At 63.6% G+C, this 17,028-nt stretch carries 12 protein-coding genes and 1 tRNA gene; 8 read left to right on the top strand and 5 right to left on the bottom strand.

All coding sequences use genetic code 11. The features are described 5' to 3' along the window. Nucleotides 1-171: 171 nt before the first annotated feature. Nucleotides 172-255, bottom strand: a tRNA-Leu gene (locus tag VKV28_15740). A 421-nt stretch (nucleotides 256-676) separates the two neighbouring features. On the opposite strand from VKV28_15740, the gene VKV28_15735 reads away from it, so the two are divergent. Continuing rightward, a complete protein-coding gene (locus VKV28_15735) occupies nucleotides 677-988 on the top strand; it encodes a zinc ribbon domain-containing protein (protein ID HLH78256.1) in 312 nt (103 codons plus the stop codon). A 62-nt stretch (nucleotides 989-1,050) separates the two neighbouring features. On the opposite strand, the gene VKV28_15730 is transcribed toward VKV28_15735, so the two are convergent. Further along, on the bottom strand, nucleotides 1,051-1,956 hold the full coding sequence (locus tag VKV28_15730) for a GNA1162 family protein (GenBank protein ID HLH78255.1): 906 nt from the start codon (nucleotides 1,954-1,956) through the stop codon (nucleotides 1,051-1,053). Nucleotides 1,957-2,133: 177 nt separating this feature from the next. Here VKV28_15730 and VKV28_15725 point away from each other — a divergent pair, with 177 nt between their 5' ends. The 3 genes from VKV28_15725 to VKV28_15715 are packed head-to-tail and all read left to right on the top strand — an operon-like array spanning nucleotide 2,134 to nucleotide 6,666. After that, entirely contained in the window at nucleotides 2,134-3,105 is a 972-nt protein-coding gene (locus tag VKV28_15725) for an alcohol dehydrogenase catalytic domain-containing protein (GenBank protein ID HLH78254.1), read from the top strand. 1 nt (nucleotide 3,106) lies between these two features. After that, entirely contained in the window at nucleotides 3,107-5,095 is a 1,989-nt protein-coding gene (locus VKV28_15720) for a hydantoinase/oxoprolinase family protein (GenBank protein ID HLH78253.1), read from the top strand. Beyond that, nucleotides 5,092-6,666, top strand: coding sequence for a hydantoinase B/oxoprolinase family protein (locus VKV28_15715; protein ID HLH78252.1), 1,575 nt, complete (start codon nucleotides 5,092-5,094; stop codon nucleotides 6,664-6,666). Before VKV28_15720 ends, VKV28_15715 begins: the two co-directional genes overlap by 4 nt. Nucleotides 6,667-6,921: 255 nt before the next feature. On the opposite strand, the gene VKV28_15710 is transcribed toward VKV28_15715, so the two are convergent. From VKV28_15710 to VKV28_15700, 3 genes are read right to left on the bottom strand one after another with little or no spacing between them, the layout of a single operon-like run. Then, entirely contained in the window at nucleotides 6,922-8,547 is a 1,626-nt protein-coding gene (locus VKV28_15710) for an adenylate/guanylate cyclase domain-containing protein (protein ID HLH78251.1), read from the bottom strand. A gap of 10 nt (nucleotides 8,548-8,557) precedes the next feature. Then, complete coding sequence (locus VKV28_15705) at nucleotides 8,558-8,926, bottom strand: response regulator (protein ID HLH78250.1); 369 nt, start codon at nucleotides 8,924-8,926, stop codon at nucleotides 8,558-8,560. Nucleotides 8,927-8,944: 18 nt separating this feature from the next. After that, nucleotides 8,945-11,866, bottom strand: coding sequence for a response regulator (locus VKV28_15700; GenBank protein ID HLH78249.1), 2,922 nt, complete (start codon nucleotides 11,864-11,866; stop codon nucleotides 8,945-8,947). 348 nt (nucleotides 11,867-12,214) lie between these two features. On the opposite strand from VKV28_15700, the gene VKV28_15695 reads away from it, so the two are divergent. The 4 genes from VKV28_15695 to VKV28_15680 form a co-directional block, all read left to right on the top strand. Next, nucleotides 12,215-13,582, top strand: a complete 1,368-nt coding sequence (locus tag VKV28_15695) for a Rieske 2Fe-2S domain-containing protein (protein HLH78248.1) — start codon at nucleotides 12,215-12,217, stop codon at nucleotides 13,580-13,582. Between the two features lie 117 nt (nucleotides 13,583-13,699). Further along, on the top strand, nucleotides 13,700-15,730 hold the full coding sequence (gene ligA / locus VKV28_15690; protein HLH78247.1) for an NAD-dependent DNA ligase LigA: 2,031 nt from the start codon (nucleotides 13,700-13,702) through the stop codon (nucleotides 15,728-15,730). Then, the gene (locus tag VKV28_15685; protein HLH78246.1) at nucleotides 15,727-16,014 is read left to right on the top strand and encodes an acylphosphatase; all 288 of its coding nucleotides are present in this window, start codon (nucleotides 15,727-15,729) and stop codon (nucleotides 16,012-16,014) included. The genes ligA and VKV28_15685 overlap by 4 nt, the downstream gene beginning before the upstream one ends. A gap of 186 nt (nucleotides 16,015-16,200) precedes the next feature. Continuing rightward, nucleotides 16,201-17,028: 2-oxoacid:acceptor oxidoreductase family protein (locus VKV28_15680; protein HLH78245.1), on the top strand; the 828-nt coding region annotated here is incomplete at its 3' end.

Here is a 17,028-nt window from a genome sequence, read left to right as displayed (position 1 = left end):
GTATCCAGGGGTCTATCGCCTTCAATCGCCGAGGCTGTCTCTGAACAATTGTCAGCTCGGGAGGTCTGCATTACAGCGAACAGCCAAAGTCAGCCTCAATTTCACCGCGCGTCGCACTTGACATCATCGGGGTCGGGGGCTAAAAGGCCAAGCATGACACGCGATTGGGAATGCCGGGGGCGGGACTCGAACCCGCACGAGGTTTCCCTCAGAGGATTTTAAGTCCTCTGTGTCTACCGCTTCCACCACCCCGGCCCAGCCGTTCCCTTAAAGAAAGAATCTCCAGCCTCCTCTCCACCAAGCCGAACCTCTGACGTTCCTTGCGCCCAGGTAAACCGCAAAGCCACCAGCTGCGCTCCAATCCCTAGCCGCAGTCGGCCCCTAGCCGTTGCGTTGGTAAGATAGCATCCGGAAGGGCAAGGACGCCAAGGCGCTCCCAAGGTCGAGGCGGAGGGCTAGGACGGCGCTGGCGCTACGATGGCGGTGGGGGCGCTGGGACGCCATCCCAAGTGGAAAGATGGCTGGGAAGAGAGCAGTTCAGCGGGTTGACAAGCGGCCGACGCTGATTAGTTTTCTGGTACCGGCGGGCTGAACTGCGGCGTGCCGATGGGTTCAAAGGGTGCAGTAGTGGATTGCCGGCTGTGGGTCGGTTAGATTAGAGGTAAGGTCTCTTCTAATGCCAATTTACGAGTACCAGTGCGAGCGATGCGGAGTGTTCGAGGTCACGCAACGAATCACTGAAGATCCACTCAAACGCTGCCCGACCTGCAAGGGCAGGGTCCATCGGCTCATCTCCAATACCTCCTTCATGCTCAAGGGGACCGGCTGGTATGCCACCGACTATGGCCGTTCCTCCAGTGGCACCGATAGCAAGAGCGGCAGCAAAGAAGCCGTCAAAGATTCATCCAACAGCGAAAGCGGTTCCAAGACCGAAGCTGTGGCCGCGGACAAGAGCGCTGCCCCGGCCAAGGCTAGCAGCGACGCTTGAGCGGCGATAATACCTAAACCTGTAGCGCAGATTTTGCGACACGCGGATAGCCTGAATATGGCCTAATGGACCTTGGCGAGATTGCTGCTCTGAGTTTCGTAGGCCTGCGCGGGGAGCGGAGTGGCGCGGGCCTCGTCCAATTCATGTTCGATAGCCTGCTCGGCGATGCGCCGGCGCAGAATTTGGGAGCGCGGGATGCGCAGCACGACTTCGCGACACGCCTCATCTTCGGCGCGCGCGATGTTGACGTCGCGCATGTCAATCAAGGTTTGGGCGGAATTCAGCGCCATGTCGATCGGATCGATGGCGGGCATCGGATTGACGTGATAGCGGCCGCCTTCGAAGCTGATCAGGGTCTGGCCGTTGCCGGTTGAGACGATGCGGCCGGAGATACTGACTTCTTCGGCCGAGATCAGAAAGAGGTAATACGACTCGTAATGGGTGACGGTGCCATAGACCACCGCGTCGGCATCAAGCCAGCGGCCCAGTTGCTGGGGCTTTAACTGCATCAGCTTGGCGCCGTTGTCGATCCCATGCTCGGCCAGCACGGCATCGACCGCCAGCGTATTGAGCACGATGAATTCGCGCTGGGCCAGGTAACCCTCCATGAAATGGCGCAGCCGCTGCGCATCGGTCCAGGCCCAGCGGTCACGCTCTTCTCGGTTGCGAAGAGTGACGGGCACCTTATCCACTACGTACTGCGCGCTGCCGTCGTCCACGAACGGCAAAACCGCGATCCGCTCGGGTGGTTGGTTCAGGTAGTTCGGCGAGACCGTTACTTTGAGCTTGCCTGGGTCCAGCTCTACCAGGCGATCCCACCAGGTCTTCCGTCCGTGGGTTTGCGCGTAATAAGGCTTTTGGAAAAAAGGGCGCGCCTCCGCATCCTGCTGAGTGACATTGGCGCATCCCGCCAACGCGGCCAAGATGAGCAAAACTACCAGCCGAGCGCGATACACATAACGCATCATCTAACTCTTAAGGTCTTTGAACCTTTCGTCCATCGCGGCTTGGTCTTTTGCTTTCCACATCTGGCTCACACCGCCAGAGTAGTCTAGCATTCCAAAGGTTTGGATCGAGCACCCTAACTGCCCGCATTGGTGGGCAATACTTCGGTGTTTTTGGGCGGATAGCGGAGTCCAGCGACGATGCGTGCGATAGTGCTGAAACCAGCGGCGGCGGGCGCGGTGGGACGGCTTAGCCTGTGCACGGATTATCCGCGTCCTCGGCCGGGTGCCGGTGAAAGCCTGGTGCGAGTGCGGATGGCGGGAATTTGCGGCACGGATCTGGAACAGATTCGCGGCTACATGGGATACAGCGGCGTGCCTGGCCACGAGTTCGTGGGCGAGGTGGTTGAAAGCGCCAACGATGTGCTGATGGGCCGGCGGGTGGTGGGCGAAATCAACGCCGGATGTGGCGTTTGTCAAGCCTGTCGAGCAGGCCTAGCTCGTCATTGCCCCACGCGTACAGTGCTGGGAATCCTGGGGCGCGACGGCGCCTTCGCCGATTATCTTTGCTTGCCCGACGTCAACCTCCGGCCTGTGCCCGACACGCTTTCGGACCAGATAGCGGTCTTTACCGAACCGCTCGCTGCGGCACTGGAGATTTTTTCCCAGACCACGATCGCACCCTCCGCTCGGGTCGCAATTCTGGGCGACGGACGGCTGGGTGCGATGGTGGGACTGGCGATGGCCGCGCACGGGCTGAATGCGGTTGTGGGCGGCCATCATAAGGACAAGTTGGAACGCCTGGCTCGGATGGGGTTGGCGGTCGAAGAGCAGCTTGACCTGCGCCCGGGTTTCGACGTGGTGGTCGATTGTACTGGCAGCGCAGCCGGTGTGGCGCGTGGCCTGGCACTGGTGCGCCCGCGCGGGAAGCTCATCCTTAAGACCACGGTGGCCTCTTACCCCGCTCTCGACTTGGCGCCGGTCGTAATCAATGAGGTCGAGCTACTAGGATCACGCTGCGGCGAGTTCGAACCGGCGCTCGAGCTACTGGCCTCGGGTCGAATCGATCCGGGGCCGCTCATCGCCGAGACCTTTGCGCTGAGCGAAGGATTGACCGCATTTGAGCTGGCCGCCGCTCCCGCGACCTTCAAGGTCCTGCTGAGCGTTACCTGAAGTGCCACGTTCCTTACGCGCCGCCACCTCCGCCCCGCTCGTGGTAGGAGTCGATACTGGAGGCACCTTCACCGACGTGGCCGCCGTGATCGACGGCCACGTCGTGGTCCACAAGCTGCTTTCCACACCCGCGGATCCGGCGCGCGCGGTCTTTGCGGGCCTCAAAGCATTACTGGGCGATCGTGCGCCGGCGCTGCTGACCTACAGCTCGACGGTAGCCACCAACGCTCTGCTGGAGGGGCGGGGCGCGCGCGTGGCCCTGATCACCAACGCTGGTTTCGAGGATCTGATCGAAATCGGGCGGCAAAACCGCACCGACATCTACGCCCTGTCGCCCACGCGTCCGGCAGCGTTGGTTCCGCGCGCATTGCGCTTTGGGATCGAGGAGCGCACTTTATTCGATGGCCAGCTCGCGCGCCCGCTGGAGCGGGAGGCAGTGCGCGCGCTGATTGGCAGGCCGGCGCTGGCGCGGGCTGAGTCCTTTGCGGTTTGCCTGCTTCACAGCTACGCCAATCCGCACAGCGAATCGCTGATTGCCAAGGAGTTGGCGCCATTGGGCCGGCCGCTATCGGTGTCCCATCGTCTGCTACCCGAGTATCGCGAGTTCGAGCGGCTTTCGACCACCGTGATCAATGCCTACGTGGCGCCGCTGATGGCGGCCCATCTTACTCGCCTGGAGCGCGAGGCCGGGGCACGTCGCTTGCGCATCATGCAATCTGATGGCAACGCAATCGGGGTTGAATTGGCGCGCGAGGAGCCGGTGCGCACGATTTTGTCCGGGCCGGCGGCGGGGGTGGTCGGCGCGGCGCGTCTCAGCCGCGCGTTTGGCGTCGAGCGCTTCATCACCTTTGACATGGGGGGGACTTCCACCGACGTGTCTCTGTACGATCGGCACGCCAGCGTACGCGCGCTGAGCTATCCGGCCGGCTACCCGGTGCGCACCCCGGTTATTGATATCCACACCGTGGGCGCGGGCGGCGGCTCGATCGCGCAGATCGACGAGGGCGGTTCGCTGAAGGTCGGCCCCCAAAGCGCGGGTGCTGATCCCGGTCCCGCCTGCTACGGGCGCGGCTTGGAGCCGACGGTAACCGACGCCGACCTGGTGGCCGGACGGCTGGTGGCAGAGCGATTCTTGGGCGGACAGATGAAGCTTGCGCCGGGCCGGGCCGAGCAGGCGCTGGGCAAACTAGCCGCCGCGATGGGGGTGGCGCCGACACGCGCCGCGCAGGGCATAATCGAAGTGGTCAATGCCAACATGGCGCGCGCGGTGCGCCTGATCAGCGTGGAGCGCGGTTTCGACCCACGCCAGTTCGCGCTACTTGCGTTCGGCGGCGCGGGGCCAATGCATGCCTGCGAGCTGGCGCGCGAGCTGGGAATTGGCCACGTGATTTTGCCAAACAATCCGGGTCTGCTCTGCGCTTTGGGTGCCTTGGGCGCGCCGTTGGGACGCGAATACGCGCTCACGGTGCGCGCCACGCAGCCGCGCTATCACGAATTGATGCGCCAGGCTCAGCCGTTGCTGGCGCGCGCCCGCGCTGAGCTAGCCGGCGAAGGCGTGCGGGTGAGGCCCGAGTTGTCGCTGTGGGCCGACATGCGCTATCGCGGCCAAGCCTATGAGATCAAAGTCGCGCTTGAGCCCGACTTTCGCGAGCAGTTCCATCGCGCCCACGAGCGCGCCTTTGGCTATGCCGCCCCCGAGGCGTCAGTGGAGGTAGTCAATTTGCGCTTGCGCGCCAGCGCGACCGAATTCACCCCGCCGATGGCGCCAATCGCACGCGCGCGCGTGGCGCCGCCGTCGATCGGGCTAGCGTCGGTCCTGATCGGCAAGGCTGCGCGCCGCGTTCCGATCTATGAGCGTGCCAGCCTGGGCGCGGGCTTGCGTTTGCGCGGGCCGATGCTGGTGGTGGAGTTGAGTGCTACGGCCTACGTGGCGCCCGAGTTCAGCCTGAGGGTTGACGGCTATGGCAACTTGCATTTGGAGGAGCGATGAAGCTGGACGCGGTCGCGTTGGAAGTGATGAGCAACCGCCTGGCCGCTATCGCCGAGGAGATGGGCGTGGTGCTGGGACAAACCGGCTACTCGCCCAACATCAAGGAGCGCCGCGATTTCTCCTGCGCGCTGTTTGACGGCGGCGGCGAGATGGTGGCGCAGGCGGCCCATCTGCCGGTCCATCTCGGATCCACCCCGCTCTCCGTGCGCGCCGCCATTCACCATCTCACGCTCAATCCGGGCGACGTCGCCGTGCTCAACGACCCCTTTGCGGGCGGCACCCATTTGCCTGACCTAACGATGGTCGCCCCGGTCTTCGCCGCGCGCACTCGTCGGCCGTTGGGTTTCGTAGCCAACCGCGCCCATCATGCGGATATCGGTGGGATGGCGCCGGGCTCGATGGCGCTAGCCACGGAAATTTATCAAGAGGGGTTCCGCCTGCCGCCAGTCAAGCTGATTGTCGGCGGCCGGCCCGCACGCGACATCTTCGAGCTATTTTTTGCCAACACGCGCGGTCGCGAAGAGCGCGAGGGCGACCTGCGGGCGCAGCTCGGCGCGTTGGCGATCGGCCGCCGCCGCTTGCTGGAGTTGGTGCGGTCGCATGGCCGTGCTCCAGTCGTTACCGCGATGGAGGAGCTGAAGGATTACGCAGCTCGGTTGATGAGTGCGGCACTGGCCAAGCTCAAGCCCGGGCGCTACCAGGCCGAGGATTTTCTCGATGACGACGGCTTCGGCAGCGGGCCGATCCGGCTGGCGGTAAGCATCAAACTTCAAAACGGTTCAGCCTGGGTCGATTTCACCGGCAGCGCGCCGCAGGTGCGCGGGCCGCTCAACGCCAATCTGGCCATTACCCGCTCGGCGGTCTTTTATGTGATGAAATGCGTGGGCGCGGCGGCGGTCCCGCCCAACGAGGGACTGATGCGCGCGGTCGAGGTGATCGCGCCAGCGGGCACGGTGGTCAACGCGCGGGCGCCGGCGGCGGTGGCTGGCGGTAACGTGGAGACCTCGCAGCGGCTGGTGGACGTGCTTTTCCGCGCGCTGGCGCCGGCGCTACCAGAAAGAATTCCTGCCGCCAGTTCGGGTTCGATGTCCAACCTCACGATCGGTGGCTACGATCGATTTCGCAACCGCTCGTTTTCCTATTATGAGACCATTGCTGGCGGTGCCGGCGCCGCCTTCGGTCATCCCGGTGCCTCGGGTCTGCATACCCATATGACCAACACCCTCAACACTCCGATCGAGGCCTTGGAGGCTTATTATCCACTGCGCGTGAGTCAATACCGCATCCGGCGCGGCTCGGGTGGTGGCGGGCGGTTCGCGGGCGGCGATGGGCTCGTGCGCGAGGTCGAGTCGCTGGTCGATGCTGACGTGAGTATGCTTAGCGAGCGGCGGAAATTGGCGCCGTGGGGTTTGGAGGGCGGTGGGCAAGGGCGCCCGGGCCGCAACTGGATTATTGATTCCAGGGGCCAATGCCGCCCGATGGCGGGGAAGTTCAGCGTCCATCTAGCAGCCGGCAGCAAAATCCGAATCGAGACCCCGGGCGGCGGGGGCTGGGGCGCACCCCAGCGGTAGAAGTGCGCCCATGTCCGCTACCCCGTGGCTTCGTCTCGGCTGCCTGTGAGTAAGGCACATTTCGCGGTCGCGGAACCGGGGCCGAGATGAAGACTCAAGATCGCCAATGTGGCTGGATCCGTTGGCGCGGGCGGCCCTGCTAACGGATAGGCTGGAGCTGGCCGCCTGCCTCGCTAAGACTATGGGCTGAGGAATCGCGATCACGCCCAGACTTGGGCGGCACGTTTGCTCGGTGCGGAATATCGAAGTTCGTCTTTACGCCGTAAGCGCGGTGCGCAAGCCGCGCAGAAAGTAGGTAGTCATTAACCCCTTGCCTTTGATCTCGATCTGGCCGCGCGGCTCCAGCTCGAATTCCTCGCCGAGCAGGGCGTAGGTCTGCGGCGAGATCTGAATCCGGCCGGGCAGGCCCTGCGATTCCATTCGGCTGGCGATGTTCACGGTGTCGCCCCAAATGTCGTAGCTGAACTTGTGGGTGCCGATGATGCCCGCCACCACCGCTCCCGAATGTAGTCCCAGGCGCAGTTCCAGTTCACCGTAGCGCTTACGATATTCCCCGCTCAGATCGAGCATCCGCAGCGCCATCCGCGCCATCACCGCGGCATGATCCGAGCGCGGCTGGGGCAGTCCCGCTACCGCCATGTAGGCATCACCGATCGTTTTGACCTTCTCCACGCCCAGTTCGAGCGAGAGCCGATCGAAGCTGGAAAAGATGTCGTTAAGCATCTCGACCAGTTCGGTGGAAGCCATGCGCGCCGAGCGGGGAGTGAAGTTTACGATGTCGGCGAACAGCACGGTTACGTTCTGGAAACGATCGGCAATAGTGGTTTCGCCCGCCTGGATGCGATCCACGATAGGGCGGGGCAGAATATTGAGTAAAAGGTTGTCGGAGCGCTGCTTTTCAACGCGTAGATCCGCCAAGTAGGCTTGTTCGCGGTCGCGCAGATGCTTCCTTTCCAATGAACTGCCGATGCGAGCCTGGAGCAGGATGGGATTGAAGGGCTTGGGCAGGTAATCCTCGGCTCCGGCTTCGATACAACCCACAATGGAATCGATTTCGTCCAGAGCCGAAATCATGATTACAGGGATATGCCGGCGTTGGGCGTTGGCCTTGACCCGCTGCAAGACTTCAAAACCGCTCAGCCCGGGCATCATCAAGTCGAGCAGAATCAGATCGAACTCCTGCGCGACGATCAGTTCCAGCGCCTGCGCGCCGTCGGCTGCGGTACTGATCCGATGGCCGTCGCGACTGAGCCGGCGCGAGAGCAGTTCACGATTGGCGGCGGTATCGTCCACTATCAGGATGCGGCTGGGTTGAGGGCGATTGGCGCGAGTCGATCCTGCCATCGATTGGATGGTGCGCCGCGCCGCTTCGGCGCGTTCCGCCAAGCGAACCTGCGGCTGGGGCAGTTCGCCGCCGCCTTCGTCGGTTTCGCGCAAAGTAAAATCGACCAGTGCGTCGATGTCGGACAGCAATTTCAGCGCGGCTTCCAAAAGCTTGTTCAAGTCGGCGGCCAGCGCGCTGGCGCCGCGCTCCTGCTCATCCTCCAGGAGCATTTCGGCGTAACCCTTGATTGCGTTGATAGGATTGCGCAGGTCATGTTGAAGTTGGCGGCGGAAGCCGGCGAAATCGCTTTGCGCAGCGCGGTGCGCGATCGCCGCGGGGTCTAGCAGCCCTTCGATTAGGGCGTGCAGATCGGCGCCGGCCTGGCGGATCCGCTCGAGGTCGTCGAGCACCTCGCGTGGACCACGACTGGCGGCGTCCTCTAACATTAGTTCGGCATAACCGTAAATTGCCGCCGCTGGCGAGCTGAACTCTTGCCGCACGTAGGCCAAAAGCGCCCGCTGCAGGCGCCAGGCAACCTCGTTGGCGGCGTCAGCCATCGCTCTCCCTTCAGGCGCGCGCCAACAGCACTTCTATCTTGCCCAACAGGCGCTCCAGGTCGATGGGCTTGGTGTCGTAGTCGTCGCAGCCGGCTTCCAGCGCGCGCTCCCGATCCCCGCTCATCGCATGAGCGGTGAGCGCGATCACCGGGGTGGCGCGAGTCTGCTCGGCGTTCTTAATGCGACGGGTGGCCTCCCAGCCATCGATTCCAGGCAGACTCATGTCCATCAGGATGAGGTCTGGAGCCTCCGAACCGGCCAGCTCGACTCCCTGCAGGCCGTCAATCGCCGAGACCACGGTGAAGCCTTTGCGCACCAAGCGGCGCGAGAGCATGTCGCGGTTCATTTCGTTGTCTTCGACCAGCAGAATTTTGGCCATTACTTCCTCGACGTAGGCTCAGGTTAAGGCCGCCGCCCGCCGTGCGCCGGCGCGCAGGACCTCGCGGATAGCAACGCGGATGTCGACCACGCCCTCGCCCTTGGCGACGATGCGATGGGTAATTCCCCGGAGCAGGTCGACATCGGCGGCGCTCAGTTGTTTGGCGGTTACCACGATGACCGGAATGGCGCGCCCCTCGGGCATCCCGCGCAAGCGGTCGAGAAACTCGAAGCCGTCCATCACGGGCATCATCAGGTCGAGCAGAATCAGGGCCGGTGGGGGATTGTGCGCGAGCCACTCTAAAGCCTGGGCGCCGTCGGCAGCTTCGGCCACCTGCAAGTTCATTCGCTCCAGGAGGCGGCGGGCGACCTCGCGCGCGGGCTCCTCGTCATCGACCACCAGGATCGGACCACGGGCGCATTCGCCGCAGTGTTGACGCAAAACCGCGGCCAGCCGCTCGCGATCCACCGGTTTGGTCAGGTAATCGGCGGCGCCCAACGACAGCCCCATCCCGCGCTCATTTAGGATGGAGATCATGACCACCGGAATGTTGCATAATTCGGCGTCGGCCTTGAGTGCGCCCAACAATGACCATCCGTCCATCTGAGGCATCATGACGTCCAAAGTAATCGCATCGGGGCGGGTCTCGCGCGCCATCGCCAGTGCGTCGCGTCCCGAGCTGGCGTGGAGCACGCGAAAGCCCTCGCGGGCCAGCATCGTACCCAGCAGATCGTGCGAGGCCCAGTCGTCGTCCACGATCAGTACCGTGCTGGCTCCGGTTTCGTCGCCGCCGGGCGCCGTGCTGCCGTCCGCTAGCGACAGCTCGGGTTGCGTGGCGACCTTGGGCACCACCGGCAACAGCAGGGTGAAGGTCGAGCCAATCCCCGGTTGGCTACTGACCAGCACGTCGCCGCCCAGCATGCGGGCGAAATGGCGGGTAATTGCCAGCCCCAGGCCGGTGCCGCCGAATTTGCGCGTGGTCGAGGAGTCAGCCTGGGTGAAGGCCTGAAACAACTTGCTCATCTGTTCGGCGGTCATGCCAATACCGTTGTCGCTGACCCGAAACTGAATGCGCTCGTCCTGGCCGCCGTTGAGCCGTGCTACCGACAGTGTGACCTTGCCGTCCTTGGTGAATTTGCAGGCGTTGCTCAAGAGATTGAGCAGGGCCTGCTTGACCTTGGTCAGATCGGTTTCCATCGAACCCAACCCGGGGGGGCAGTCAAGCTCCAACTGGTTGCCGTTTTTGGCTGCCTGCGGCGCTATCAAACTGTGCACTTCCCCTACCAGGGTGGCGATGTCCACCGTCTCTACGAACAGCTCCATCTTGCCCGCTTCGATTTTGGACAGATCCAGGATGTCGTTGATCAGGCCCAACAGATGCTTGCCGGCCGTCTCGATCTTCTGCAGATCGGGTAGATAATCCTGTTGCCCCTCGTCGCTGGCGGTCTCCTGCAGCATCTGGCTGTAGCCGATGATCGCGTTGAGCGGTGTGCGCAGCTCGTGGCTCATACTGGCCAGGAATTCCGACTTCACTCGATTGGCGCTCTCGGCGGCGTCGCGGGCCTGTTGGATCTGAACTTCGGCTTGCTTGCGCTCACTGATGTCGGAGAGGCTGGCGATCACGGCCGGGCGGCCCTGAAAGTCAAACGGCACGCGCCGAATCATGATCCAGCGCTCCTGCTCGTGGCGGGTGCGCAGGCGGAACTCCAGCCCGTCGTGGGTTTGATTGTTGCTCAAAATATCCACGAAAGCGCGGCCGTCTTCAGGCCTGGCAAAGAGTTCGGCCAGCGGCCTGCCAGCACAGTTTTCGGGGGCGATTTCCAGCAGCTCGCCGAAGCGTGGATTGATGTGGCGCACGCTGTGATCGGCCAGGTCCATGATTACCAGAGCCACCGGCGAGGCGTTATCGATTGCGCGAAAACGCTCCTCGTCCTCGCGCAACTGAGCCTCGGTCTTCTTGCGTGCGGTGATATCGGCATAGATGAAGATGAAGCCGCCGCCAGCGATCGGATAGCGGCGCACCTCGATCGTGGCGCCGTCGGCGGCGCGCGCGCGTTCGCGCACCTCGGGCTTGTCCAGCGCCGCCACCTGACCCTTGATCAACTGGTCGAGGTCCTGGTCGCCGAAACCGCCTCGCTCGCCGATGTAGCGCAGGTATTCTTCGAAGGTGATGCGGTTGTCCAGCAACTCCTGGGGAACAGGAATGGCGAGATATTCGCGAAAGCGTTGATTGTAGGTGACCAGCCGATGCTCGGCATCGAACATCGCCACACCTTCGGCCATGTTTTCCAGGGTGGCGCGCAGCTCGGTTTCGCGCTTGACCAGAGCTTGGGTGCGCTCCTCGATGATTCGCTCGAGCCGGCGCGGGGCTTGAGCTTGTTCCTCCTGATATTCGGCGATCGCCTTGGCCACGGTGCCGATTTCGTCGCCGCGGCTGGCGGGAAAATGGCCTGCCACCGTACCAGCGCGCACCGCATCGCGCATCCGCAGCAGGGGCGCCACCAGCACCAAGCCGCCGGTCAGCGTGGCCACCAGCGTGACGCCTAGCGCGATCAGCAACATCGCCGCGATGTTGTCCAGAACCATACGGTGCACTTCGCGGTCCAGTTGCGAGCTGTCGAAGCGGGCCACTACCGTCATTGCGGGGTTGTCAAAGCGCCACAGCACGTTCATCCGGCGGCCGTTCTCGCTGAAGATTGGTTGTCCGGGTGCCATGCTGCTGGAGACCTGCGGGGCGTCGGAGGCGTTGGCGACTTGCCGCCCCTTCTCGTCGAAAAAGGTCAGGCCGACCAGATGGGCGTGACCGATCGACAGCCGACCCAACTGTCCCACTTGCAGGGCGCTGACGGGCGCGGGCAGCATACTGATGATCGAGTCGAGCAGTTGACGGCCACCGTTTTCCAACCGCCGGATTGCCACCGTGCGGTCGTGCCGCATCATAGGGACAAGAAGGACGAGTTCAGGGATAAGCACGCTTGCGAAGACAGTTATTGCGAGCCGGCGACAAATCCGGCTGGACATGACTGACAGAAGTCTTCGCATTTGAGATTCCCTGAAGTTTAGCAGATTCGCTGTAAACGGCCGTTTAGTTACGGTTCCAAACCGCCGAAACAAGCGCCAAAAGGCCTCACGTTTTTCAATTGCTTAGCTTTAAAGAACCTGAACTGATTTTTCAACCATAGCATGCGGTATTCCGCTCAGACGTGGATGGCGGCGCTTCCCTCGCGCCTGCCCGATGCGCTAAGAAGGCAAACAGGCAGCTCCAGATCCTCCAAGGAGGCTTGTGCGATGGCTACCCCACGAGAAAGCGAAATTCTGACCCGGGTAGGTCCGGGCACGCCGATGGGCAATCTGATGCGCCAGTACTGGATTCCCGCGGCGATGAGTTGGGAGCTGGCTGCCGATGGGGATCCGATGCGCCTGATGCTGCTGGGCGAGCGGCTGATCGCCTTCCGCGACAGCACGGGGCGGGTGGGCGTGATGGACCATCGCTGCCCCCATCGCTGCGCCTCGTTGTTTTTCGGCCGTAACGAGCAGGGCGGCTTGCGTTGCGTCTATCACGGCTGGAAATTCGGCGCCGACGGAAGCTGCTTGGAGATGCCCAATGTGCCGCCGGAATACGATTACAAGCACAAGGTGCGGGCCCGGGCTTATCCGGTGCACGAGCAGGCCGGCCTTATCTGGGTGTACATGGGGCCGCGCCCGCAGCCGCCCGCCTTTCCCGCGATGGAGCCTTTTCTGCTGCCCGAGAGCGAGTTGGAGCTAGGCTTCACCCAGCGCGAATGCAATTACCTGCAGGCGCTGGAAGGCGATATCGACACCACCCATCTGAGCTTCCTGCACCTGGGCGGGATCAAGGCCGAGGAGCTGGCCGCCGGCGATATCAACCGTTTCACCGTCGCCAATCGCCAGGCCGAACTCCACGTGCGCCGCGCCTCATGGGGCACTATGTATGGGGCTCGCCGCGAGGTTGACGGCAAGGTCTATTGGCGCTTCGCTCAGTTTCTCTTCCCCTTCTGGACCATGATTCCCACCGGCAATCTGGCCGAGCATGTCTTCGCTCGCGGCTGGGTGCCGATGGACGATACGCATACCATGATAGTGCGGATGGTGTGGAAGGGCGGACCGCGGGTGCCGCGGCTGTTGCGCGACGGCCGCGCCGCCGCCGGTACTCGCGCCAGCATGACCTATCTACCCAACAGCACTGATTGGTTTGGTCGCTGGCGGGTGGCGGCCAACGCCGGCAACGACTATCAGATCGATCGTGAGTCGCAGCGCACCAACAGCTTCACTGGAATCGACGGTATCCCGCTGCAAGATCAAGCGGTTACCGAGAGCATGGGGCCGATCACCGATCATTCCTGGGAGCATCTGGGCCATAGCGACGTGATGATTATCCAGACCCGCCGCCGCCTGCTTGAGGCGGCGGTGGCGCTGGAGCAGCAGCAAGTGGTGCCGCCGGGAGTCGAGGACCCCGAAATTTTTCTCGCCGCACGCGGCGGCGATTTTGCCCTTGAGCAAGACCTCGACTGGCTGGAGGCCTATGCGGGACAAATGCGCCGTGCCGTTGATCCTACCGGTCGCCTGGTTGATCCCACTGGCCGCTTGCAGGTGGAGGAAACGGCGCCCCAGGCGCAGCCCATGCATGCCAAGTAGCGAGCGGCTCGCGAGGATGGATTTAGTTTCATCCCCTTCGGTCTTGGCGGCCTGTAACGCAGCCGCGGCGGCGTGCGCCGCGGGGCGGTTTGCGGCCGTTGGAGCTCTCTAGATCGGATGGCTGAGTCGGCAAGCCTGCAGGAATTGGCGACCCGCGCCGAAGCGCTGCGCGAACAGATCCGCCATCATAACTACCGCTACTACGTGCTCGACGATCCCGAGGTCAGCGACGCCGAGTACGATGCCCTGATGCGCGAATTGCAGACGCTGGAGGCGGCCCATCCCGAATTAGCCACGCCCGATTCGCCCACCCAGCGAGTGGGCGCTATGCCCAGCGAGAAATTCGCCGTCGTGGTTCATCGCAAGCCGATGCTCTCGCTGGCCAACGCGATGGACGCCGAGGAGGTGCGCGAGTTCGACCGCCGCGTCAAACGGCTGTTGCGTCGCGAGGAGGAGCTGGAATACGTCGCCGAAATCAAGCTGGACGGCCTGGCGGTCGAGCTGGTGTACGAACATGGCCGCTTGGTGAGCGGTTCCACCCGCGGCGATGGGGTCAACGGCGAGGAAGTCACCGCTAACCTGCGCACGATTCGATCGATCCCGTTGCGCCTACACGCAGGCGGCGGAACTTCGGTGCCACGCCTGCTGGAAGTGCGCGGCGAGGTGATCTTGCCGCGCGCCGCGTTTGCCCGTCTCAACGAAGCCCGGGTCGCGGCCGGCGAGCCGCCCTTTGCCAACCCGCGCAACGCCGCCGCCGGCTCCCTGCGCCAGCTCGATCCCAAGGTGACCGCCGCCCGTCCGTTGGACATCTTCTGCCATTCGCCGGGCTTGATCGAGGGGCTGCGGGTCGATTCGCAATGGGAGTTTCTGCAAGCCTGCAAGGCGCTGGGTCTGCGCGTCAATCCGCTCTCGCGCCTGTGCCACGGAATCGACGCGGTGCTGGAGTACTGGGATGAGATCACCGGGCGGCGCGAGGATTTACCCTACGACGCCGACGGGGTGGTGGCCAAGGTCAATTCCTTCGCCCTACAGGAGCAGTTGGGTGAAGTTTCGCGCTCGCCGCGCTGGGCGGTGGCCTACAAGTTCAAGGCCCAGCAGGCGCGCACGCTGCTCAACGGGATCGAGGTTTCGGTGGGGCGCAGCGGGGTGCTGACGCCAGTGGCGCAGCTCGAACCGGTGGCGCTAGGCGGGGTGACCATCTCCAGCGCCTCGCTCCACAACATGGATGAAATCGAGCGCAAAGATATTCGGGTCGGCGACACCGTGATCGTCGAGCGCGCGGGCGACGTGATCCCTTACATCGTGGGCGTGGCCCAGAGGGCGCATCCGCGCGCGCCGCTGTTCAAGATGCCGCGCCACTGCCCGGTGTGCGGCAGCACGATCGTGCACGAGCCCGAGGAAGTCGCCTACGTTTGCGTCAACGTCAATTGTCCGGCACGGATGCGCGAATCGATCCGTTACTTCGCCTCCAAGGATTGCCTGGATATCGAGGGGCTGGGGGACAAGCTGGTGGCGCAGTTGGTGGAAAAAGGGATGGTGCGCGAGCTGGCCGATATCTACCGCCTGACGGAGGGGGACCTGGCCGGTTTGGAGCGGATGGGGTCTAAGAGCGCGCGCAACCTTGTGGCCAATATCCAGCGCTCGCGCCACACCTCGCTGGAGCGGTTGATCAACGCCCTGGGCATCCGCCACGTCGGCGAGCACACCGCGCGCCAACTCGCGCGCCATTTCCGCGACCTTGACAAGCTGCGCCATGCCTCGGTGGAGGAGCTGACCGCGGTGCGCGACATCGGCCCCGAGGTTGCCCGCAGCATCACCGAGTATTTCGCCGAGCCCCGCAACCGCGCTGCCCTCGATCGGCTGCTGGCGGCAGCCAACTTCGAGCTGGCCTTACCGCCCCAAGCCCCAGCGGGCAGCGCCTTGCGCGATAAGAGCATCGTTCTGACCGGCAGTCTGAGCAAATGGACCCGAGCCCAGGCCCAGGAGAAGATTGTCGCCGCCGGCGGCCACGTTAGCAACGCGGTCAGCCGCAAGACCGATTACTTGGTCGCGGGCGAAGGTCCGGGATCGAAACTGGGCAAGGCGCGGGAGGCCGGGGTCAGAATCATTTCCGAAGACGAACTGGAGGAGCTGCTCAGCACGCGATGAGCGAGACTGGGGAGCAGTTGCGCCTGCACCTGTTGATTAGCGGCCGCGTGCAGGGGGTGTTTTTTCGCGCCGCCGCGGCGCACGAGGCCCAGGGCTTGGGGCTGCGCGGCTGGGCTCGCAATCTGGCCGACGGTCGAGTAGAGATCGAGGTGGAAGGAAGCGCTGCCCAGTTGCGGATGTTTCGGGCCTGGGCCAATCAAGGACCGCCGACGGCGCGGGTGGACGCAGTGGAGGAGCGATGGTTGGAGGCGGCGGGAATGGCGGCGGGATTTGTGGTGCGGTGAGGGCCGGGGGCGTGGCGGCGAGCAACGTCTTTTAACAAAATCTGCCGTTGGTTATAATCAGCATGACAGACAAAGCAGGCCACGCTTGCTCGCCATGCGTGGGGCTTGGCCCAGCCCTAAAGGACGTATTCCAGCAATCAGCAAAAACCCCGCCAACGGGGGATCTAAAGGGAGAGTAGAGCGATTATGGCTGTACCACCGGAGACGGCCCAACAGGCGCCCGCGGGCGGCCTGCACAAGCCGGTCGAGACGCGACCTCAAATCGTCATCCGTTTCGTCGGCGACTCGGGCGATGGGATGCAACTGGCTGGGATGCAGTTCACTACCGAGTCGGCGCTGGCAGGTAACGATATCGCGACCTTGCCCGACTTCCCCGCCGAGATTCGCGCCCCCGCCGGAACTTTGGCCGGGGTCAGTGGCTTTCAGCTCAATTTCTCCAGTTCCGAGGTCTTCACCCCCGGCGACGAGCCCACGGTGCTGGTGGCGATGAATCCGGCGGCGCTCAAGATGAATGTCGGCGACCTGCGCCCCAACGGGGTGCTGATCGTCGATAAGGAAGGCTTCACCGAAGCTAACCTCAAGAAGGCTGGCTACAAGAGCAATCCGCTCACCGACCATTCGCTGGACAAGTTCCAGCTCTTCGAGGTCGAGGTTAGCCGCCTGACCACGCTAGCGCTGCGTGATCTGAAGCTCAACACCCGTGCCGTTCATCGCTCGCGCAACTACTTCGTCCTGGGGTTGGTGAGCTGGCTATTTCAGCGCCCGACCCAGTCGGTTATCGATTATATCGAGCGGCGCTTTCGCAAGACGCCCGAGCTGGTCGAGGCCAACCTGCGCGCCTTCAAGGCCGGCTTCAATTACGGCGAGAATACCGAGGCCTTCGCGAGCGCCTACGAAGTCAAAGCGGCGCACATTGCGCCGGGTTTTTACCGCAACATCACCGGCAACATGGCCACCGCCCTGGGCTTCGTCGCTGCGGCCAACCAAGCCGGGCGGCCGCTGTACCTGGGCTCC

The organism is Candidatus Binataceae bacterium, from assembly GCA_035294265.1.
Lineage (GTDB): Bacteria > Desulfobacterota > Binatia > Binatales > Binataceae > DATGLK01.
The sequence above is the reverse complement of the archived record's forward strand: the minus strand, read 5'-3'. Positions and strand labels throughout refer to the sequence as shown.

What these genes read in the sequence shown, in the direction of transcription:
- VKV28_15735 (HLH78256.1), top strand. Translation starts at nt 677, where the DNA reads ATGCCAATTTACGAGTACCAGTGCGAGCGATGCGGAGTGTTCGAGGTC.
- VKV28_15730 (HLH78255.1), bottom strand. Translation starts at nt 1,956, where the DNA reads ATGATGCGTTATGTGTATCGCGCTCGGCTGGTAGTTTTGCTCATCTTG.
- VKV28_15725 (HLH78254.1), top strand. Translation starts at nt 2,134, where the DNA reads ATGCGTGCGATAGTGCTGAAACCAGCGGCGGCGGGCGCGGTGGGACGG.
- VKV28_15715 (HLH78252.1), top strand. Translation starts at nt 5,092, where the DNA reads ATGAAGCTGGACGCGGTCGCGTTGGAAGTGATGAGCAACCGCCTGGCC.
- VKV28_15710 (HLH78251.1), bottom strand. Translation starts at nt 8,547, where the DNA reads ATGGCTGACGCCGCCAACGAGGTTGCCTGGCGCCTGCAGCGGGCGCTT.
- VKV28_15705 (HLH78250.1), bottom strand. Translation starts at nt 8,926, where the DNA reads ATGGCCAAAATTCTGCTGGTCGAAGACAACGAAATGAACCGCGACATG.
- VKV28_15700 (HLH78249.1), bottom strand. Translation starts at nt 11,866, where the DNA reads ATGATGCGGCACGACCGCACGGTGGCAATCCGGCGGTTGGAAAACGGT.
- VKV28_15695 (HLH78248.1), top strand. Translation starts at nt 12,215, where the DNA reads ATGGCTACCCCACGAGAAAGCGAAATTCTGACCCGGGTAGGTCCGGGC.
- ligA (HLH78247.1), top strand. Translation starts at nt 13,700, where the DNA reads ATGGCTGAGTCGGCAAGCCTGCAGGAATTGGCGACCCGCGCCGAAGCG.
- VKV28_15685 (HLH78246.1), top strand. Translation starts at nt 15,727, where the DNA reads ATGAGCGAGACTGGGGAGCAGTTGCGCCTGCACCTGTTGATTAGCGGC.